We start from the raw sequence: 20,923 nt of genomic DNA, 5'->3' as shown, positions 1-20,923 counted from the left end.
GTTACTGGCGATTAAGGTCTGGTTCTGATCATTGCCCTGCCAGGTTCTGCTCATTCGTACGGCTGCTGGAGGCCGAGATGACCGTGCCGACGTTCCCGCCGGGATTCCTCTGGGGAGCCTCCGCCTCCGCCTTCCAGACCGAAGGAGCAGTCGACACCGACGGCAAGGGCCCCTCGGGCTGGGACGCATTCGCCGCCCAGCCGGGACGGATCAAGGACGGCGCCGACACCACCCGCGGCACCGGCTTCCACGAGCACTACCGCGAGGACGTCGCCCTGCTGGCCGGCCTCGGCGCCGACGCCTTCCGCTTCTCCGTCAGCTGGCCGCGCGTGGTGCCGGGCGGAAGCGGACCCGTCAACCCGGCCGGGCTCGACTTCTACGACCGGCTCGTCGACGAGCTCTGCGCAAACGGCATCGCCCCGGCCCCCACCCTTTACCACTGGGATACCCCGCTGCCGCTCGACGAGGCGGGCGGCTGGCTCAACCGGGACACCGCCTACCGTTTCGCCGAGTACGCGGGCATCGTCGCCGAACGGCTCGCCGACCGCGTACCCATGTGGATCACCATCAACGAACCCGCCGAAGTCACCATGCTCGGCTACGCACTCGGCGAGCACGCCCCCGGCCGCACGCTCCTCTTCGACGCCCTGCCCGCCGCCCACCACCAGCTCCTCGCCCACGGGCTCGGCGTCCGCGCGCTCCGGGCCGCGGGTGCCACCAACATCGGCATCGCCGTCTCGCACACTCCCGTCTGGACCGCGGGCGAATCCGAAGAGGACCGTCTCGGCGCCGAGTTGTACGACACCATCACCAACTGGATGTTCGCCGATCCGATCGTCGCCGGGCGCTACCCCGACGAGAACGTCGCGGCGATGATGCCGGGATCCGTCGAGGACGACCTCCGGACGATCTCCACGCCGCTCGACTGGTACGGGGTCAACTATTATAATCCCACCCTCGTCGGCGCCCCCAGGGCGGAGGCCCTCGACACCTTCTCCGGATTTGAGATGCCTGCCGAACTTCCCTTCGGAATAAGGGAGATCGAGGGGTACGAGACGACCGACTTCGGCTGGCCCGTCGTCCCCGACGGACTGCGCGAGACCCTTGTGCAGCTGCGTGACCGCTATGGCGACCGGCTTCCACCGCTCTACATCACCGAGAACGGCTGCGCCGTCGACGAGGCCGACACCGACACCCGCCGGATCGCCTTCCTCGAAGGCCACCTGGGCGCGCTGCACACCGCGATCGACCAAGGAGTCGACGTCCGGGGGTACTTCACCTGGTCGCTGACCGACAACATCGAGTGGATCGAGGGGGCCGGCAAGCGCTTCGGGCTCGTCCACATCGACTACGAGACGCTGCGCCGGACGCCCAAGCAGTCGTACGCCTGGTACCGCGACGTCATCCGCAGCCAGAAGGCGGCCGGCACCGCGGACTCAGAGCCTGTCGGGTGACCTCTGATCGGGCGGCCACGCCCTGGCACGCACGCTTCCCGCGTTGCCGAAATATCCTGGTAGCTCCTCCCCCGAGCTCTCAGCTTCGTTCGAGCAGGGGAGACCCCATCCGAGGACCTTCCAGAGCCTTGGAATCGCACGCACCAGACCGCGTCCGCCATCCGATCGAAGGTCACCCGACAGGCTCTCAGCCGACTGACCGGATCAGCCGACCGACCGGATCCGCCACACCAGCACTCCGCCCAGTGCCGTGACCGCGGTGGACGCCAGATACAGCCCCGCATAGCCCCCCGCGTACGCCACGATCGGTGCGGCCAGCGCCGGACCGAGCACCTGGGGCGCGGAGTTGGCGATGTTGATGACCCCCAGGTCCTTCGCCCGGTCCTCGGCCGCCGGCAGGACCTGGGTGATCAGAGCCTGGTCGACCGCCACATAGATTCCGTAGCCCAGCCCGAGCAGCACGGCCGCGCCCATCGCCACCGGCCAGGTGTGCCAGAACGTCAGCAGCAGCGACCCGGCCGCCATCACCATCGAACACGCACTGACCATCATCTTCCGCTTGCCCAGCCGGTCCGAGACGATCCCGCCCGCCACCGCCGTCACCACCACACCGCCGGTGTACAGCAGCGTCAGGTACAGCACACCCAGGTCCGGGTCCGGGTAGTGCACCGCGTCCTTCAGGAAATACAGCAGATAGAGCGTGCCGATCGCATTGCCCAGCTGGACCAGGAACCGGGTCAGCCACGCCCAGCCGAAGTCCGGATGCAGCCGCGGACTCACGAGGAAGTCCTTCAGCCGTACCGCGGCCATCGGCGCTCCCGCCGGACCCGGATCCCGGGTCAGCAGGACGAACGGAAGCGCGCACAGCACCACCAGCCCCGCCAGCAGCAGGTATCCGGCGCCGATCCCGGTCACCACCACCGACACCAGGAGCACCCCGAGAACCAGCCCCAGCGTCTGCGGTATCCCGATGTACCCCGACACCGCCGCCCGCTGCCGCACCGGCACCTGGTCCGGTACCACCGCGTTCGTGCCCGCCAGCATCGCGTTCAGCCCCAGCTGCGCCAGACACCAGCCGAGTGCCACCCCGACGACCGTCGTCTGCGCCGCCGTGACCACCAGACCGGCCGCGCCGACCAGCGCACCACCCACGATCCACGGGCGGCGGCGGCCGAACCGCCCGCCCGTCCGGTCGGACAGCGCACCCGCGAGCGGGTTGGCGACCACGGCGACCAGCGCCCCGACGCCGGTCGCCCAGCCGAGCGCGACCTCCTTGCCGGACGGGGTCAGATCGTCGATCTGCTCGGCGAGCAGAACCTGGATCGGGGTGAGGAAGGCCATGTACAGACCCAGGTTGGCCAGCACCAGACCACTGATCCAGCCGCCGCCCACCCGGGTCCGCGGTTCCGTGCGGGTGTCGTCCACGGTCATCGGCCGCTCGCCATCAGCTCGGTGATAACCCGCAGAGCCTTTCCTTCGGATCAGGCCCGGGGGTGCCCGGATCTTACGAACGGCCCCCTCAATGATCAATACTTCGCGCCATGGTTGCTTCATGGTGGTCCCAGGCCCAGCTGGGGATCTTTGTGCACTGGACACCCGCGTCCGTACCGGGCTGGGCCCCGCCGTACGTTCCCGCCGACGAGCTGCCCCTCGCCGGCCGCCGGACGCCGCTCGGCTGGACCTCGTACGCCGAGTGGTACGAGAACGCGCTCCGCTTCCCCGGCAGCCCCGTCTCCGCCCACCACCGGGCGACCTACGGCACCCGGCCGTACGCCGCCTTCGGCAACGACTTCAACGACGGCCTGGACGGCTGGGACCCGGCGGCCTGGGCCCGCAGTTTCCGTGCTGCCGGCGCCCGCTACGCCGTCCTCGTCACCAAGCACCACGACGGGTTCTGCCTCTGGCCCTCCGAGGTCCACAACCCGCACCGCACCGGCTGGCACACCACCCGCGACGTGGTCGGCGAGTTCGCCGAAGCGGTCCGGGCCGAAGGGCTGCGGTTCGGCGTCTACTACTCCGGCGGGCTCGACTGGACCTTCGACGACCGGCCCATCGGAACCGGCGCGGACACCGTCTCCGCCGTGCCGCGCGGCGACTACCCCGCGTACGCCGACGCGCAGATGCGCGAACTGATACGCCGTTACCGGCCCGACATCCTGTGGAACGACATCGCCTGGCCCGGCTCGCGCACCGACGTCCAGCGACTCATCGAGTACTTCCGCTTCACCGTCCCGCACGGCGTCGTCAACGACCGGCTGTTCCCCTACGCGCCGATGTGGCGCGCCCTCGCCCTGCCGGGCGCCAAGGCCCTGTACGACCGGTGGGAGCGCCGCACGATCGCACAGGGCGAGGGGTTCGTGCCGCGCAAGCCCCCGTACTACGACTTCCGCACCCCGGAGTTCGCCCGCTACACCGGCCCGGACCCGTACGAGATCACCCGGGGCATCGACCACAGCTTCGGCTACAACCGGAACTCCTCACCCGACGCCTTCCTCAGCCGTCCCGCGCTGACCTCACTGGTCACGGAGACCGCGGCCGCGGGCGGCAACCTGCTGCTCAATGTGGGGCCGCGCGGCGAGGATGCGACCATCCCCGCCGAGCAGCAGCTCCGCCTGGACTGGCTGGCGGAGCTCACCCCGAACCTCACACCAGATGGATGCGTTCCTGGGTGACCGGATGGCCGGCCCGGGCGAACGCGGCCGCCATCGGCGCATTGCCCTGATCGGTGGCGCCCGCGATGAACTCGGCGCCCTCGGCGGCCAGGAAGTGCGTGCACTCGACGAGCAGGTCGTACCCGTAGCCGTGGCCCCGCTGCTCGGGTACGACCCCGATGAAGCCGATGCACGGACCGCCCGGGTTGCGGGCGGGCACATGGAGTCCGGCCACCTCGCCCTCGGGCGTGTACGCGAGCTGCCACCAGGAGCGCGGCGAGGGGCACCAGTGGAAGAAGTCGAGCTCCTCCTGCGCCGCCTGCTCCAGTCCGCCGGGTCCCTCGATGGCCCGGCGGGCGTGTGCGTCCAGCGTGACGGAGTGGACCCGGCGTAGCACGTCGAGGATCACCGCGTCGTCCGGCTCCGGCCGGAAGGTGAGCCGGCCGGGCCGCTCGGGCAGCCCGCACTCCGGCGTCCACTGGTACCGGTACCGCTCGACCAGCGGCTTCATCCCGGCCGCGCGGGCGGCGGCGATCCTGGCCTCGGCGGCGGCCGCGACGTCGGGCCGGTCCCGCCAGCCGGCGGGCAGGATCAGCTCGTACTCGGCGTACAGCGGTGACTGCCGCAGAAGTTCGGTGCCCGCCTCGTCCTCGCCGTCGGCGAAGTCGAACCAGTTGAGCGTCACGGGTGCGGTGTCCGCGGGCCCCGACCACCAGGCGGCCCTGGCCACCACGACACCGTCGCGTTCGGCGATCCAGGTCCACTCGGGGCGGTACTCACCGCCCTCGCGCACGGTGGCATAGCTGTGCCCGAAGGCGGCGCGGCCGACGAGACCGGGGTCGCGCAGGGTGCGGAAAAGCTGTGCGTCGCTCTCGGTGAGCGCGCGGATGACCAGATCGGTCATGGAAGAGTCCTCCGGAAGAAGTGATGCGCTCCCGGTCAGACCGAAACCGAAACCGCCCGGCGAACGGGACGGGAGCGCGGGAATGAAGTGGCACACGTACGCACTGTTCTCGCCTCCTTCCTCGGTCTTCGGGCGGGTGGCCACCGTAACCGGCCCTGCGGTGGCCCGTCCACCGGATTACGACCTGGTGCACGACAGAGAGTGGATCAGGTCGTCAGTCCCAGACCATGTTGAACGCGCGCTCGAAATTGACGTACCCCAGGCGCGCGAACGACTTCGCCATCGGCACATTGCCGAGGTCCGTCGCCGCCCGGATCCGCTCCACCCCGTCCTGCGCGGCGAGCACCCGGGTGCCCTCGGTGAGCAGGTCGTCGATGTAGCCGTGACCGCGCTGCGCGGGCAGCACGCCGATGTACGCGATGATCGGGTTGTAGCTGTTGCGGGCCGGGATCACGAACCCGACCGGCTCGCCGCCCGGGAGTTCGGCGATGCGCCACCACTCGCGTGGGGTGCTGTACGCGCCGAGTTCCTCGTCGTAATGCTTCTCCGCCGCCTCGCGGGCGGACAGCCCGGACGCCAGGTCGTCCTGGCCGTGCGCGTCGAGCGTGCCCTCCATCACCGGAGCCATCAGCGCGAGGAGATCCTCGCGCCCGGTCACCGGGCGGAACCGCAGCCGGCCGCTGTCGGCGGGCACCGGAGTGCCGGCCCGCCACTCCAGGCGCAGCCGCTCGACGAGCATCCGCGCGCCGGTGCGCTCCATCACCCGGATCCGTGCCTCGACGAGATCGCGGACCACCGGGTCCTCGCGCCAGTCCGGCGGTACGAAACGGCCGTACTCGGGACGCGGGACACCGGCGGGAAGGACGGCCGCGGCTGCCGCCCGCAGCAGCCGCTGACCCGTCTCGGTGCGCTCGGGCTCGGGCAGTGTGTCGTCGAGGTCGAAGAAGTCGAGCGCGAGGGGTGTGTCGCCGCCCTGGCTCCACCAGGCGACGCGGGAGACCACGCGGTTTCCGCGCAGCGCCACCCACATCCACTCGGGGCGGCGGCGGCCCGTCGCGAGGTCGTCGGCCAGTTCGTGGTCGAGGACGTACGACAGGCGGCAGAAGAGGCCCAGTTCGTCCGGCCCGGTGAGCGGACGGACAGTCAGGGCCGGGGGTACAGCGGTCACAGAGTCTCCTTGGGGCGCGTCCCGCCGTGCGGTGGGCACCGCACGGCACGCGGCGGCAGACAGTAGCAACGTTCCCCGGACACCACCGCGAATATTCGGCCGGTCGGTTCCGTGCTGGTCAGGCGGGCGGCAAGCGGCGTTGTTCTGGACACTCCGGGGCGGTCGCCCCGACAATTGACCGTGTGACGTCGTCCTTCGAGTTCCACACGTATCCCGCGCGGGTGTCCGATGCTCAGCGCGACCGTGTTCTCGGTGTGCTCAGAGAAGGCGCCGCGCAGGGCAGGCTCTCCCACGACACGTTCGTACGGCGCATGGAACTGGCCCTGGCCGCCCGCCGCCCGGAGGAGCTGGCGGCACTCACCGCCGACCTGCGGAGCGAAGGGCGCTGGACGCAGGGGCTGTTCCGGGTGGTCGGCGAGGTGTCCGGGTTCCCGGCCCGGCTGCGCAGGGCCTGGCAGGCCGAGCGGCTGCCGAAACTGCTGCTGCCCGCCCCGAGCCCGTACCCCGTGTTCATCGGACGCGATCCGGCGAACGGGCTGCGGCTCACCCATGAGACCGTCTCGCGCAAGCATGCCGAACTCACCGTGCAGGGCGGCCGCTGGATCCTGCGCGACCTCGGCTCGACCAACGGCACGTGTGTGAACGGGCAGCGGGTGACCGGTGCGGTGTCGGTGCGCGACGGGGACCAGGTGAGCTTCGGCCGGATCACCTTCCGGCTGTCCGCGCCCGCACTCAAGCCGCCCGGGGCGCCGGGGCTTCCCGGGCGTCCGGCCTGAGAGCCTGTCAGGGGCCGCGGCGGCGTTCGCGGAGCTGCTGCGTGCGACGGGCACCCTCACCCGAACGGCCGTGTCTCCGCTGCGCTGAGCTCTGCGCGGTGGTCCCCTTGGTTCATCCGCGCCACACAGCGGCGCACCGAACCCGGGGGGCAAGGATGCAGGCCGACGCGCCCGACGGCATACCCCCGCCCATCTCCGCGCCGGACCGCGGTCGCCGCGTCGCCCGGACCGCGCGTCCCGGCCGGACCGACAGGACCGCCCGGCCCGGCACCGGCCCCAGCCTGCTCGCGCCCGGCGCCGCGCACGATCCGTACCGGCTCTACCGCGTGCTGCGCGAGGAGTACCCGCTCAGCTACGACGCCCCCCTCGGCGCCTGGCTGCTCAGCAGGCACGCCGACGTGTCGACCGCCCTCACGGACCCACGGTTCACTGGCTTCCCGCACGACGGCGCGCCCCGCGGTGGCCCCGCGCCGCGCGGGCTCTGCCACGGCAGCAGGCTCTGCATGCCCCGGCCGCAGGACGTCGCGCGGTCGGCGGCGGCCGCGCCCCGCCACCTCTCCGAGCGGGTCGAACGGACCGCCTACGTCCTTGCGCGCCGCATCGCGGGACGGCAACAGGCCGATCTGGTCGAGGAGTTCTGCCGCTGGCTGCCCGTGGGCGCCGCCGCCCCCGGTGCCTCACCTGACCCGGCGCAGCCGCCCGGTCACCCCATCACCCCCTGCACCAGCCGGACCGGCCTCCGTGAGACGGCGCTCGCCTCCTTCCTCGCCAATCTGCTGGACGAACCCGACCTCCTGGCCGCCCTGCGCATCGAACCCGCCCTCGCCCACCGCGCCTGGAGCGAGTCGCTGCGCCGCGACCCGCCCGTGCAGGTCGTGCTGCGCCGCACCGTCGCCGAGGTGCGGGTCAGCGGCGGCACGCTCCCCGCCGGGGTGCCCGTCGCCTGTCTGATCGGCGCGGCGGGCCGCGACCCCGAGCGGTACGCCGCCCCCGATCTCTTCGACCCCTTCCGGACCGACCAGGACCGGTCCACCGGGGGACCGGAGTCCTGTCCGGCCGTCCTGCTCGGGCGGCTGGAGGCCGAAGAGGGGGTGCGTGCCCTGCTCGACGCCATGCCCCGGCTCCGCTGGGCGGACGGATTCCGTCCGTCCAGTACCGGACTGCTCACCCGCGGCCCGCGGACCCTCCTCGTACGACCCGGCTGAGAGCCATTCGGGCCTCGGCCCCGGGACTGCTCCGCACCCGGGTTCGACGATCAGGCGCGGAGCAGTGCCACCGGTCGTTCGGCGAACAACTCGGCCACCGCTACGGGACCGCCCGGGAACTCCCGTCCCGGCGTGAGCAGATCCGTCCACAGACCGTCGCCCGGCAGCGCCAGCGTCGTCCCGTGCCAGCCGCCCGCTCCGGCCAGCCGCAGCGACAGCCGGGTCACCGCCGTGACGACCTCGCCGGAGCGGCAGAAGGCCAGACAGTGCGCGGCCGCCGGGCCCTGCGCGGTCAGCGGGGTGTACGTCCCCGACTCGCCGAAGAGCTCCGGCCGATTCCGCCGCATCCGCAGTGCCGCCACCGTGAGCGCAGCCTTCTCGCTGACGGGATCCTTCTCGGGCGGGCGGCGGAACGGCTGCCGGTTGTCCGGGTCGACCAGTGCCACGTACTCCTGCTCCGTCCCCTGGTACAGGTCCGGTACCCCTGGCATGGTCAGCTGCACCAGGGCCGCGCCGAGCGCGTTGGCCCGGGTGAAGGGTTCCAGGGAGGCCGCAAACCGCTGCAACGCCTCCCGTGCCGGCCCGGTGCCGGCGGCGGGACCGGCCGCGACGAAGTCCGACACCGCCCGCTCGTACACCGGATCGGGCTCCGTCCAGCTGGTGAACAGACCCGCTTCCCGTACGGCTTTCAACAGCGCGGGCTCCAGACGGCCCGCCAGCTCATCGGCGGGCAGCCCCGCGCAGCCGAACGCCGTCTGCCAGGCCTGCCATGCCAGCTGCGGATCGGGCGCGACCGCCGTCGGAGCTGTCCGCGCCAGCTCCGTCAGCAGCTCCGACCACTGCTGCGGACACTCCGACAGGACCGTGATCCGGGCCCGCACATCCGCGCTGCGCTTGGTGTCGTGCGTGGTCAGCGCGGTGCCGGTGGCGGGCCAGTCGCGCGCCAGCCGGGTGCAGAAGGCGTGGAACTCCTCCGGAGCCACCGCCGGGCACCCGGGATCACCGCCCACCTCGGTCGCCGAGATCAGCGGCACGTACCGGTAGAAGGCCGTGTCCTCGACCGACTTGGCCCGCAGCGCCGACGCGGTCTGCGCGAACCGGGCGCAGAATGCCGCCCGGTCCGGCCCGTCACCGAGCCGCCCCAGCGCCAGGTCCCGCACCACATCGACGGCCGTTGCCTCCTCGGGCACGGAGAACAACGCCCTGGCGTCCCGTACGGCCGCGTCCGGCAGTGCCGCCTCCGCCGCCTCGCTGCAGGGCCCACCCGCCGTGACGTACGGGCGGTAGACCGGGACCCGGACGAGCAGTTCGTCGATGGCGGTGCGCAGCGCCCACGGGGCGCGGTCGCGCAGTGCGGGGTCCTCGGCGCAGATGCGTACGGCGAGACGGGTCAGCAGCGCGGTCTCCGCGGCCAGTTCATGCGTCACCACCCGGTACGCGGCCCGGCGGACCGTCGTCGACCAGTAGCCGCCGCGGTCCCCGGCCGGGCCGGCGAACTCCCGGTACCGGCCGAGCAGCTCGGTGGCGCCCGTCGGATCGGTGAACAGCCCGTCGATCCGGTGCAGCGCGTCGTACCCCGTCGTCCCCGCGACGGCCCAGCCCGCGGGGAGCGGCTCGGTACCGGTGAGGATCTTCTCCACGACCGTCCACCGCCCGCCGGTCGCCTCATCGAGCCGCTCCAGATAGCCGGCGGGGTCGGCGAGCCCGTCGGGATGGTCGATGCGCAGTCCGTCGACGACACCGTCCCGGACCAGTTCGAGGATCTTGCCGTGGGTGGCCGCGAACACCTCGGGGTCCTCCACCCGGACTCCGATGAGGTCCGAGATGGTGAAGAACCGCCGGTAGTTCTGCTCGGTACGGGCCAGGCGCCACCAGCCGAGCCGGTAGTGCTGGGCGTCCAGCAGCTTCGGCAGCGGAAGACCGGCGGTGCCGGCCCGGAGCGGGAACTCCTGCTCGCCGTGGCGCAGCACCTCCCCGTCCACCTGGAACCGTTCCATCTCGTCGCCGATCCGCCGGGCGAGCACCGGCAGCAGCACCCGCCCGTCGCCCGCCGCCCAGTCGATGTCGAACCAGCGGGCGTACGGCGATTCCGGGCCCTCGCGGAGGACCTCCCACAGGGCCCGGTTGTGGCGCGGGAGGGCGGCCATGTGGTTCGGCACGATGTCCAGCACCAGCCCGAGTCCGTGCTCCCGCGCCGTGGCCGCCAGTTGCCGCAGCCCCTCCTCACCACCGAGCTCGGCCCGGACACGGCTGTGGTCGACCACGTCGTAGCCGTGTCTGGAGCCGGGCACGGCTTCGAGGACCGGCGACAGGTGCAGATGGGAGACGCCGAGCGCGGCGAGATACGGCACCGCGTGTCCGGCGGCCGAGAACGGGAAGTCCGGCTGGAGCTGCAGCCGGTACGTGGCGGTGGGCGTCATGCGAACGTACGTACCCAGCCTGGAGCCGACTGTGACACGGCATCCGGCCGATCCATCCGGACGAGGGGTCGTCTGCCTGGGCGTGCTGCCCCGAGGACTACGCCGGCCGCTGCAGCACCGCCATGCTCCGCCCCACCAGCTTCACCCGGTCGCCCGCGGACACCTTCGGACCCGCTCCCGGTTGCACCCCCTCCGGGCGGGCGGTGTCGACCACCACCGACCACTGCCGCCCATGGTTCACCGGTACGGCGAATTCCAGTGTGTCGGCGCTCGCGTTGAACATCAGCAGGAACGAGTCGTCGGAGATCCGCTCGCCCCGCGGTCCCGGCTCCGAGATGGCGTGTCCGTTCAGGAAGACCGTCAGTGCCTTGGCATGCGCCGCCTGCCAGTCCCGCTGTGTCATCTCACTGCCCTCGGGCGTGAACCAGGCGATGTCCGTCAGCTCGTCGTGCGTGCCCTCCACCGGCCGCCCGTGGAAGAACCGGCGGCGCCGGAAGACCGGGTGGTCGCGGCGGAGCCAGACCATCGCCCGGGTGAATTCCAGCAGGCTGCTGCGGGTCTCCCGGTCGTCCCCCTCGTCGTCCTCCGTAGCGGCTTTGCGAGGCTTCGGCCAGTGCACCCACGAAAGCTCGCTGTCCTGGCAGTACGCGTTGTTGTTGCCCCGCTGCGTCCGCGCGAACTCGTCGCCGTGACTCAGCATCGGCACCCCCTGGGACAGCATCAGCGTGGCGACGAAGTTCCGCATCTGCCGCTCGCGCAGCTCCAGCACCTCCGGCTGGTCCGTCTCGCCCTCCGCGCCGCAGTTCCACGACCGGTTGTGGCTCTCGCCGTCCTGGTTGTCCTCGCCGTTCGCGTCGTTGTGCTTGTCGTTGTACGAGACCAGGTCGTGCAGCGTGAAGCCGTCGTGGCAGGTGGCGAAGTTGATCGAGGCGAGTGGGCGTCGGCCGTCGTCCTGGTACAGGTCCGAGGATCCCGTCAGGCGCCCCGCGAACTCGGCGAGGGTCCGCGGTTCGCCCCGCCACAGGTCCCGGACCGTGTCCCGGTACTTGCCGTTCCACTCGGTCCACAGGGGCGGGAAGTTGCCCACCTGATAGCCGCCCTCGCCCACGTCCCACGGCTCGGCGATCAGTTTCACCTGGCTGACCACCGGGTCCTGCTGCACCAGGTCGAAGAAGGACGACAGCCGGTCCACCTCGTGGAACTGCCGGGCCAGGGTGGCCGCGAGATCGAAGCGGAAGCCGTCCACATGCATCTCGGTCACCCAGTACCGCAGCGAGTCCATGATCAGCTGCAGCACGTGCGGGGACCTCATCAGCAGCGAGTTCCCGGTCCCCGTGGTGTCCATGTAGTACTGCTGATCATCCGCGAGGCGGTAGTACGAGGCGTTGTCGAGCCCCCGGAACGAGAGTGTCGGTCCCAGGTGGTTGCCCTCCGCGGTGTGGTTGTAGACCACGTCGAGGATGACCTCGACGCCCGCCTGGTGCAGGGCCCGTACGGCCTGCTTGAACTCGCTCACCTGCTCTCCGCGGTCGCCGCGGGAGGCGTACGCGTTGTGCGGGGCGAAGAAACCGATGGTGTTGTAGCCCCAGTAGTTGGCGAGCCCCGCGTCCACCAGCCGGTGGTCCTGGACGAACTGGTGCACCGGCATCAGCTCGATCGCCGTGACCCCGAGCTCCGTCAGATGCGCGATGACCTCCGGATGCGCCAGCGCCGCGTACGTACCGCGCAGTTCCTTCGGCAGCCCCGGATGGAGCATCGTCAGCCCCTTCACATGGGCCTCGTAGATCACCGTGCGGTGGTAGTCCGTACGGGGGCGCCGGTCGTCGCCCCAGTCGAAGTACGGGTTGACCACCACCGAGCTCATGGTGTGCGGCGCCGAGTCCAGATCGTTGCGCGCGTCGGGCCGGCCGAACGGATAGCCGTACACCGCCTCGCCCCACCGGATCTGCCCGGAGACCGCCCGCGCGTACGGGTCGAGGAGCAGTTTCGCCGAGTTGCAGCGGGCTCCGCGCTGCGGCTCGTACGGCCCGTGCACCCGGAATCCGTACCGCTGACCGGGCATCACCCCGGGCAGATAGGCATGGCGGACGAAAGCATCGGTCTCCCTCAGCTCCACCGCCGTCTCGGAACCGTCGTCGTGCAGCAGGCACAACTCGATTCGGTTGGCGGCCTCGGAGAAGACCGCGAAGTTGGTGCCGACGCCGTCGTACGTGGCGCCGAGGGGATACGCCTGTCCCGGCCAGACCTGCATAGATATGACTCTTTCACTTCTTATCCGGGTGCTGGGGGCACTTGGGACCGACCCGGCCAGATCTTCCCCGAAAGAGTGCCCCGCACCTAGGACGTCGCACGGTCCCGTCGGCCACGTCGGCCGGACCGGTCAACATCGGGCCTCTCCGTGTCGCCCGGAACCGGAATCCGAGAACCTGTCCGGGTCACACGTCCGGAATGCGGCCCCTGACGGGGTGCTCAATCGCTATGAATCAGCTCACTACGGCAGATCTTGCCGCAGGGAACGCGCCTGACACCTGGGGGAGTTGAGAAAGGAGCCTGTCCATCCTGCTGCACCGGCTCCCGCTCCCGGAGTACCCTTCCTTGATCGTTGGTGGGGGAGCGGAAGGCGGTGCGCGGGTGAGCTCGGGAGGGTTCGAGCTGCCCCCAGGTGACCCAGGTCACGAGGGGGAATCCGTCGACGCCCCGCCCGGGGCGGTATCGCTTGCGCAGCCCATGGAGATCGGCGCCGAACTGAGCTGGGGCGCGGACGCCTGGAGCGAGGTCCGGACCCGGGCCCAGCGGGCCGGGCGCGCCTATATTTGGCTGAATCTCGTGGAACAGCGGCTGCGGTCCGTGGTCGCCGCGGTACTGCGGCCGATCTACGAGCCGGTGCACGGCGAGGACTGGGTGGTGGCCGCCGCGGGGCCCGCCGGACAGGAATGGGTGCAGCGCGCGGTCGCCGTGCGCGAGGTCTCCCGCCGCAAGGGCTATCTGCTCGACCCTGCCGACGACAACGTGCTCAGCTTCCTCACGCTCCCGCAGCTGCGGGAGCTGATGATCCAGCACTGGCCGTGCTTCGAGCCGTACTTCGACGACCGGCGCGATGTCGAGCTGGCGCTCGACGAACTGGAGGTCGCCCGCAATGTCGTCTCCCGCAACCGTGCGCTGAACGAGGCGGTCCTCGCCCAGGCCGAGCGCGCCTCGGCGCGTCTCCTGGAGATCCTGGGCAGCGGCGCCGCGGTGCCGTCCGCGGACCGGCTGCCTGTCGACGCCGTCGAGGAACTGGTCGGCGACCGGTACGCGGATGTGGTCTCCGTCCACTCCGACCGGGTCCGGCTGCAGCGCCAGCTGCCCGCCGAGGACCTTTTCGGCGGTTCGCGCCGCCTCGACGCGATCGGCATAGGCCTCAATCTGCTGGTGCAGAACTTCTCCGGCCGCCGGCTGGTCCGGCTCGCCGAATCGGGCTGCCGGATCCGGCTGCTGTTCATCAACCCGGCGAGCAGCGCGGTCAAGCGGCGTGAGCGGGAACTCGGGCTCAAGAAGGGCGAGCTGAGCCGGTCGGTGGAGATGAACATCCTCCACATGCGCCGGGTCCGTTCCAAACTCCGTGATCCGGGCGCGTTCGAGATCCACGTCTTCGACGAGACGCCGCGCTTCACGGCCTATCTGGTGGACGGTGACGGGGCGGACGCGGTGGGCGTCGTCCAGCCCTATCTGCGGCGCGCACGCGGCATGGAGGCGCCTGTGCTGGTGCTGCGAGGCGGGGGCCGGGCGGTGGTCCGGGCGGGTCAGGACAACGAGCACGGGCTCTTCGAGACGTACCGCGAGGAGTTCGAGTCCGTGTGGACGGACTCCCGGCCCGTCTCCTGAGCCCCTCGCCCCGCCTGCCCTACGCGTTGTCAGTGGTGCATGGCAGGGTGGTCATCACCTGGGGGAGAGCACCACGAAGGAGGTACGGGATGAGCTGGCACCGGGAGGCGCTGGTCGGCTTCGACCTGGAGACGACGGGCACGGAGCCTCTGGAGGCCCGGATCGTGACGGCCGCGGTCGTCGGCGTCGGAGGCAGGGACGGGGAGCCGGTGCGGCAGCGCACCTGGCTGGCGGATCCGGGGATCCGGATTCCCGCACAGGCCTCCGCGATCCATGGCATCAGCAGCGAGCGGGCGGCGGCGGAGGGCCGGCCGGTGCGCGAGGTGGCGGACGAGATCGCCGAGACGCTCACGGGCTACTGGCGCCAGGGGGTGCCGGTCGTCGCCTACAACGCCGCCTTCGATCTGACGCTGCTGACGGCGGAGTTGCGCCGGCACGGGCTGCCGTCCCTGAGCGACCGGCTCGGCGGTGCCGGGATCGGTCCGGTCGTCGACCCGTACACGATCGACCGGGCGGTCGACCGCTACCGCAAGGGCAAGCGGACGCTGGAGGCGGTCTGCGTCGAATACGGGGTGGTGCACGGCGGTGCGCATGACGCGGGCGCGGACGCGCTGGCGGCGGTCCGGGTGGCGTACGCGATAGCCGCACGCCACGGCTCGGTCGCCGCGCTGTCAGCGAGCGAACTCCACGAGCGTCAGATCACGTGGTATGCGGACTGGGCAGCCGAGTTCCAATCCTTCCTGCGCCGCAAGGGCACCGCGGACGCGGTGATCGACCCCCACTGGCCCGTACGCGAACCGGCCCAGGTCACCACCTGAGCGCATGCCCGGGGCCAGGGCGAGCGCGCGCCCGCACCGACCGGCAAAGGGAGGGCGGGAGAAGGAGCGGGGTCTGCTGCGTGCAGCTGCAAGGCGGAGGAGGGAGGCAACGCGAAGGGGGCTCCTCCCATGCCACTTCAGGGCTATGGGGGAGTTGTTGACTGACGACAACGCCGCAGATGCGCGTGCCGGGCCCCGCGACGCCGCCCTCCCTTTGCCGGTCGGTCCACCGCCATCGGGATACCTCGTACTTCCGGCGCAGCGCGGCCCGCGGCAGCCGTCACGACTCGATGTAACCCGCACCGTCAAACGTCTCTAGAACGGATACCACCGCACCTCGGGGGCTTCGTCGCGCAAGGACGCGACCCTGCGTCGGAACTCCGCCAGCGCCGCCGGATTCCCCGGCGCATGCTGCGCGACCCACGCGCAACTCGCCGTTTCCCGGGCCCCCCGCAACACCGCACACCCGTCCCACTCACGGACGTCCCACCCGTAGGCGTCCGTGAACCCGTCGTACGCCTCCGCCGCCAGCCCGTACCGGTCCCGGGACAGCGCCAGTACCACCAGATCGTGCTCGCGCAGATCCGTGGAGAACGTCTCCAGGTCCACCAGCACAGGCCCGTCCGGACCGACATGGACATTGCGCGGCAGTGCGTCTCCGTGGATCGGCCCGGGCACCAGATGCGGTACCAGTGCCGCAGCCGCCGTCGCGAATCCGTCCCGCCGTTCGCGCAGATACTGTGCGTCGGCCGGATCGATCGCGTCGCCCGCGAGCCGCAGCCACCGCTCCACCCCGCCGAGCAGCTCACGCCGCGGCAGCGTGAAGCCCTCCGGGGCGGGCAGTGCGTGGACCAGGGTGAGCAGCTGCGCCAGATCCCGCGGCTGGGCAGCACGTACCGCGTCGGGGAGCCGGTACCAGACCGTCACCGGGTGCCCCTCGACCAGCCGCGCCTTCGGCTCAGCCGCCCGCACCGCGGGGACCGACGATCCTGCCAGCCACTCCGCGACGGCCACCTCGCGTTCGGCCCGGGCCAGCAGTTCCGGGTTCTGTACGGCGTTCCGGCCGACCTTGACCACCAGGCCTCCGACGGCGAACACCGCGTTCTCACCCAGCGCGAGCAGCTCCGCGCCGTCGGACAGTCCGGCAGCGGTCAGCACCTCGCGCGCACGCATTTCGTTCATGGATCCAATTTTCGCATCTGTGCAGGCGACCTTGACGAACCGACGACCCGTCAGCACCATGGCGGGGGCCACCTGAGCGGCCAGATCCGGGTGAAACCGATCCAATGACGCAAGGGGGTCGAATTCATGACGTTGGCGAATGCAACGGTACGGTCCGGGCGGCATGGCCCGCCCGGGAGCCCGGAGTCCAGGCACGGTGGAACAGCCCCGCGGATCAACCGCCACTCCGGTACGTGGTTCCTTGTGCTGCCTGCCCTGATCCCGATCCTGATCCTCAGCGTCGGCCCGCTGCTCTACGGCATCGTGCTGGCGTTCACCGACGCCCAGTCCGGCCGTACCCGTTCCACCCAGTGGGTCGGCGGGCTCAACTTCCAGGACCTGCTCCACGACACCCTCTTCTGGGACTCGTTCCGGATCGGCCTCGTCTGGGCGGTCGGCGTCACCGTCCCGCAGTTCGTCCTGGCCCTCGGCCTCGCCCTCCTGCTCAACCAGAACCTGCGGATGCGCTGGCTGGCGCGAGCCCTCGCGATCATTCCGTGGGCCATGCCCGAAGTGGTCGTCGGCATCATGTGGCGGCTGGTCTACAACCCGGACGCCGGCGTCCTCAACGAGACCATCCGCGATCTCGGGCTCGGTGACGGCCGGGACTGGCTGACCGGGCTCGCCACCGCGCTGCCCGCCGTGATCGTCGTCGGCGTCTGGGCGGGCATGCCGCAGACCACCGTCGCGCTTCTGGCCGGGCTCCAGAACACCCCGCACGAACTCCACGAGGCGGCCGCCCTGGACGGTGCGGGTGCCTGGCGCCGGTTCCGTACCGTCACCTGGCCGGCCCTCAGGCCGGTCGCGCTCTCGATCACCGCGCTCAGTTTCATCTGGAACTTCAATTCCTTCGCCCTGGTCTACGTCCTGACCAACGGCGGTCCCGGTGGCCGGACCCGGCTGCCGATGCTCTTCGCGTACGAGGAAGCCTTCCGCTACGGCCAGTTCGGCTATGCCGCGGCGATGGGCTGTGTGATGGTCGCGGTGATCTCCGTGGTCCTCGCCGTCCACCTCGCGGGCCGGCTCAGGGGAGGGGATGACCAGTGAGTCTCCGGACCAGCAGATCCGCCCGCGCGGGACAGTACGTCGCGCTCCTGGGCTACCTCGTCTTCCTGGCGTTCCCGTTTCTCTGGCTGATCTCCACCGCCTTCAAGCCGGCGCGCGAACTGGGTTCCCTGCACCCCACCTGGATCCCGGAGCATCCGACCCTGGACAACTTCCGGCAGGCCTTCGACGAGCAGCCCCTGCTGCAGGCCGCCGCCAACTCGCTGGTCGCCGCGGTCTCCGCCGCCCTGATCGCCGTCGTCGTCGCCACACCCATGGCCTATGTGATGGCCCGGCGGCGCACCGGGCTCACGGCGGCCGCCACCGGCTGGGTCGTCGTCAGCCAGGCGTTCCCCTTCGTCCTGCTGATCATTCCGCTCTTCCTGATCCTCAAGAATCTGCATCTGATCAACACCCTCTGGGGGCTGATCGCGGTGTACGTCGTCTGGGCGCTGCCGTTCGCGCTGTGGATGCTGGTCGGGTACGTCCGCGCCGTACCGCCCGAACTCGAGGAGGCCGCCTCGGTCGACGGCGCCGGAAGACTGCGGACACTCGTCTCGGTCACCGTCCCGCTGCTGGCCCCCGGCGTCGTCGCCACCGCACTCTTCGCGTTCATCACCGCATGGAACGAGTTCTTCTTCGCGCTCGTCCTGCTCAAGACACCGGAGAAGCAGACCTTGCCGGTCGTACTCACCCACTTCCTCGGCGCGGAGGGCGCGGCCGAGCTCGGGCCGCTCGCCGCCGCCGCGTTTCTCGCCACCCTGCCCTCCCTGGTCCTCTTCGCGATCATCCAGCGCCGGATCACCGGGGGCATGCTCGCCGGGGCGGTGAAGAGCTGATGCGGGCACTCGTGCGTACCGCAGCCGCCGCGGCCACCGCACTCGCTCTGCTCCTCACCGGCTGCAGCGGTGCCGGCGGCGGAACGGACAACAGCGGGAAGATCAAGCTCCGCTTCCAGTCGCTGGCCTGGCAGAAGGAGTCCGTCGACGCCAACAAGCAGCTGGTCGAGGAGTGGAACCGGGCCCATCCGGACATCCAGGTCGAGTACGTCCAGGGCAGCTGGGACAGCGTGCACGACCAGTTGCTCACCTCCTTCGAGGGCGACGAGGCACCGGATGTCATCCATGACGCCTCCGACGACCTCGCCGACTTCGCGTACGGCGGCTATCTCGCCGACCTGCGCACACTGCTCCCCAGCCGGCTGGCCGCCGACATCCCGCGGCAGAGCTGGCAGGCCGCAACGTTCGGCGACGGTGTCTATGGGGTGCCGTTCCTCCAGGAACCCCGGGTCCTGATCGCCAACACCAAGATCCTCAAGGCCTCCGGGGTCCGGATCCCGAGTCCCGAAAAGCCCTGGAGCTGGGACGAATTCCGGCAGGTCACCAAGGAACTGACAGGCAAGGGGGAAGGGAAGGCGGCGTACGGAGTCGCCTGGCCGCTCCGGGAACCGGTCTCCGTCACCCTCAACCTCGGAGTCTCCAGCGGCGGCCGGCTCTTCCACCGCGGCGCCGACGGCAAGGTGACCATCCGTCTCGACGAGGGCGACGAGGTCATGCCCGGCACCATCCGCGACCAGGTCAACACCGACCACAGCGCCGCCCGCGCCACGCTCGGCATGGGAGGCTCCGACACCCTCCCGGGGCTGTTCGGCGGCAGGTACGCGATGGTTCCGCTGGGCTTCTCGTACCGTCAGCAGGTCGTCGAGCAGGCCCCGAAGGGCTTCGAGTGGACCGTGCTGCCCGCCCCCGCGGGCAGCGACGGGCTCGCCCAGGGTGTGAGCCCGCAGACCCTTTCCGTCGCCGAGGCCAGCCCGCACAAGAAGGCGGCCGTGGAGTTCATCGACTTCCTGCTGCGCCCGGAGAACATGGTGCGCCTGGCGCAGGGGGACTGGATGCTCCCGACCGGCACGGCGGCGCTCGCGGATCCGGCTCTGCACACGGCCGAGAACGGCTGGGCGACCGGCGCCGCACTCGCGAAGGGGCTGCGTCCGGCGCCCGCCCAGTCGGTGCGCGGCTACCCCGAGTGGAAGGACAAGGTCGCCACGCCCGCACTCCAGGAGTACTACAGCGGGGCGATCGGACGGGACGAACTGAAGAAACGCCTGGTCGACGACGGGAACCGGGTCCTGGCGCGCTATCAGCGCTGACAGGAAAAGGAATCCTGGCTGCACGAGACGTCTCGTCTCGTCTATGGTGTGGGTATGACGGATATCCGGCGTGCCCACATCGCCATGTTCTCCATCGCCGCCCACGGACACGTGAACCCGAGCCTCGAAGTCATCCGGGAACTCGTCGGCCGTGGGCACCGCGTCAGTTATGCCATCCCGCCGTCCTTCGCCGAGAAGGTCGCCGCCACCGGAGCCGAACCGGTGCTCTACACCTCGGTCCTGCCCACCGCACCGGAGGACTGGGGCACCGAGCCGATCGACCACCTGGAGCCGTTCCTCGACGACGCCGTCCAGGCGCTGCCCCAGCTCATCAAGGCCTTCGAGGGGGACGAGCCGGACCTCGTCCTGCACGACATCACCTCCTACCCGGCGCGCGTCCTCGCCCACCGCTGGGGCGTGCCCGCGGTCTCCCTCTCGCCCAACCTGGTCGCCTGGGACGGATACGAGGAGGAGGTCGGCGAGCCGATGACCGCCGAACTGATGCGCAGTGAACGCGGGCGGGCGTACCGCAAGCGGTTTGCGGACTGGCTTGCGGAGAACGGCATCGACCAGCATCCCGACCCGTTCGTCGGCCGACCGCGCCGCTCGGTCGTCCTGATCCCCGAGGTGCTCCAGCCGAACGCGGACAGGGTGGACCGCGAGGTCCACACCTTCGTCGGTGCCTGCCTGGGCGACCGCGCCGACCAGGGGGAGTGGCAGCGGCCCGCGGATGCCGAGAAGGTGCTGCTGGTGTCGCTCGGCTCGGCCTTCACCCAGCAGCCCAGCTTCTACCGCGACTGCATCGAGGCGTTCGGTGACCTGCCCGGCTGGCATGTCGTGCTCCAGATCGGTGCGTTCGTCGACCTCGCCGAACTCGGGGACGTACCCGCGAATGTGGAGGTGCGCTCCTGGGTGCAGCAGCTCTCCGTGCTCAAGCAGGCGGATGCCTTCATCACCCACGCGGGTGCGGGCGGCAGTCAGGAGGGGCTCGCCACCGGCACCCCGATGGTCGCCGTCCCGCAGGCGGTCGATCAGTTCGGCAACGCCGACATGCTGCAGGCGCTGGGCGTCGCCCGTCATCTGCCGAGGGATGAGGTGACGCCGGAGGCGCTGCGCACCGCTGTGCTCGCTCTGACCGGGGACCCGGCGGTGGCGGCGAAGGCGGCGGCGGTACGGGAACGGATGGCGGGGGAGGGCGGCACGCAGCGGGCAGCCGGCCTCATCGAAGCCGAACTGCCCGCCTGAGCAGGGA

The 20,923-nt window shown here is 70.9% G+C and carries 16 protein-coding genes; 10 read left to right on the top strand and 6 right to left on the bottom strand.

Going from position 1 to position 20,923, the window contains the following annotated elements:
- Positions 1 to 77 precede the first annotated feature (77 nt).
- A complete protein-coding gene (locus tag OG395_RS16880) occupies positions 78 to 1,454 on the top strand; it encodes a GH1 family beta-glucosidase (protein WP_327243699.1) in 1,377 nt (458 codons plus the stop codon).
- A 204-nt stretch (positions 1,455 to 1,658) separates the two neighbouring features.
- Here OG395_RS16880 and OG395_RS16875 read toward each other — a convergent pair whose 3' ends face one another.
- Entirely contained in the window at positions 1,659 to 2,885 is a 1,227-nt protein-coding gene (locus OG395_RS16875) for an MFS transporter (RefSeq protein WP_327243698.1), read from the bottom strand.
- Between the two features lie 110 nt (positions 2,886 to 2,995).
- On the opposite strand from OG395_RS16875, the gene OG395_RS16870 reads away from it, so the two are divergent.
- Positions 2,996 to 4,126 (top strand): alpha-L-fucosidase, encoded by a 1,131-nt coding sequence (locus OG395_RS16870; RefSeq protein WP_327243697.1) that lies wholly within the window; start codon positions 2,996 to 2,998, stop codon positions 4,124 to 4,126.
- Here the strand turns inward: OG395_RS16870 and OG395_RS16865 are convergent.
- A complete protein-coding gene (locus OG395_RS16865) occupies positions 4,098 to 5,009 on the bottom strand; it encodes a GNAT family N-acetyltransferase (protein WP_327243696.1) in 912 nt (303 codons plus the stop codon). The two genes, OG395_RS16870 and OG395_RS16865, sit on opposite strands and share 29 nt — an antisense overlap.
- 214 nt (positions 5,010 to 5,223) lie before the next feature.
- Positions 5,224 to 6,177 (bottom strand): GNAT family N-acetyltransferase, encoded by a 954-nt coding sequence (locus OG395_RS16860; protein WP_327243695.1) that lies wholly within the window; start codon positions 6,175 to 6,177, stop codon positions 5,224 to 5,226.
- 182 nt (positions 6,178 to 6,359) lie between these two features.
- Between OG395_RS16860 and OG395_RS16855 the strand changes: the two genes are divergently transcribed.
- Positions 6,360 to 6,953, top strand: coding sequence for a DUF1707 and FHA domain-containing protein (locus OG395_RS16855; protein WP_266980132.1), 594 nt, complete (start codon positions 6,360 to 6,362; stop codon positions 6,951 to 6,953).
- A gap of 155 nt (positions 6,954 to 7,108) precedes the next feature.
- On the top strand, positions 7,109 to 8,158 hold the full coding sequence (locus OG395_RS16850) for a cytochrome P450 (protein ID WP_327243694.1): 1,050 nt from the start codon (positions 7,109 to 7,111) through the stop codon (positions 8,156 to 8,158).
- A 50-nt stretch (positions 8,159 to 8,208) separates the two neighbouring features.
- Here OG395_RS16850 and treY read toward each other — a convergent pair whose 3' ends face one another.
- Positions 8,209 to 10,578 (bottom strand): malto-oligosyltrehalose synthase, encoded by a 2,370-nt coding sequence (gene treY, locus OG395_RS16845; protein ID WP_327243693.1) that lies wholly within the window; start codon positions 10,576 to 10,578, stop codon positions 8,209 to 8,211.
- A gap of 97 nt (positions 10,579 to 10,675) precedes the next feature.
- On the bottom strand, positions 10,676 to 12,829 hold the full coding sequence (gene glgX / locus OG395_RS16840; protein WP_327243692.1) for a glycogen debranching protein GlgX: 2,154 nt from the start codon (positions 12,827 to 12,829) through the stop codon (positions 10,676 to 10,678).
- Positions 12,830 to 13,209: 380 nt separating this feature from the next.
- Here glgX and OG395_RS16835 point away from each other — a divergent pair, with 380 nt between their 5' ends.
- Entirely contained in the window at positions 13,210 to 14,442 is a 1,233-nt protein-coding gene (locus tag OG395_RS16835; RefSeq protein WP_327243691.1) for an SAV2148 family HEPN domain-containing protein, read from the top strand.
- A gap of 89 nt (positions 14,443 to 14,531) precedes the next feature.
- Positions 14,532 to 15,260, top strand: coding sequence for a 3'-5' exonuclease (locus tag OG395_RS16830; protein WP_327243690.1), 729 nt, complete (start codon positions 14,532 to 14,534; stop codon positions 15,258 to 15,260).
- A gap of 315 nt (positions 15,261 to 15,575) precedes the next feature.
- On the opposite strand, the gene OG395_RS16825 is transcribed toward OG395_RS16830, so the two are convergent.
- Entirely contained in the window at positions 15,576 to 16,442 is an 867-nt protein-coding gene (locus OG395_RS16825; protein WP_327243689.1) for a phosphotransferase enzyme family protein, read from the bottom strand.
- A gap of 126 nt (positions 16,443 to 16,568) precedes the next feature.
- Between OG395_RS16825 and OG395_RS16820 the strand changes: the two genes are divergently transcribed.
- The 4 genes from OG395_RS16820 to mgt are packed head-to-tail and all read left to right on the top strand — an operon-like array spanning position 16,569 to position 20,916.
- On the top strand, positions 16,569 to 17,528 hold the full coding sequence (locus OG395_RS16820; protein ID WP_327243688.1) for a carbohydrate ABC transporter permease: 960 nt from the start codon (positions 16,569 to 16,571) through the stop codon (positions 17,526 to 17,528).
- A complete protein-coding gene (locus OG395_RS16815) occupies positions 17,525 to 18,364 on the top strand; it encodes a carbohydrate ABC transporter permease (protein ID WP_327243687.1) in 840 nt (279 codons plus the stop codon). The genes OG395_RS16820 and OG395_RS16815 overlap by 4 nt, the downstream gene beginning before the upstream one ends.
- On the top strand, positions 18,364 to 19,671 hold the full coding sequence (locus tag OG395_RS16810) for an ABC transporter substrate-binding protein (protein ID WP_327243686.1): 1,308 nt from the start codon (positions 18,364 to 18,366) through the stop codon (positions 19,669 to 19,671). The genes OG395_RS16815 and OG395_RS16810 overlap by 1 nt, the downstream gene beginning before the upstream one ends.
- Positions 19,672 to 19,725: 54 nt before the next feature.
- Positions 19,726 to 20,916 carry a macrolide-inactivating glycosyltransferase gene (mgt, locus tag OG395_RS16805; RefSeq protein WP_327243685.1) on the top strand — a complete coding sequence of 397 codons (1,191 nt, stop codon included), beginning with the start codon at positions 19,726 to 19,728 and terminating at the stop codon, positions 20,914 to 20,916.
- The last annotated feature ends 7 nt before the right edge of the window (positions 20,917 to 20,923 follow it).

Source organism: Streptomyces sp. NBC_01320 (assembly GCF_035974375.1).
Taxonomy (GTDB): domain Bacteria; phylum Actinomycetota; class Actinomycetes; order Streptomycetales; family Streptomycetaceae; genus Streptomyces; species Streptomyces yanii.
The sequence above is the reverse complement of the archived record's forward strand: the minus strand, read 5'-3'. Positions and strand labels throughout refer to the sequence as shown.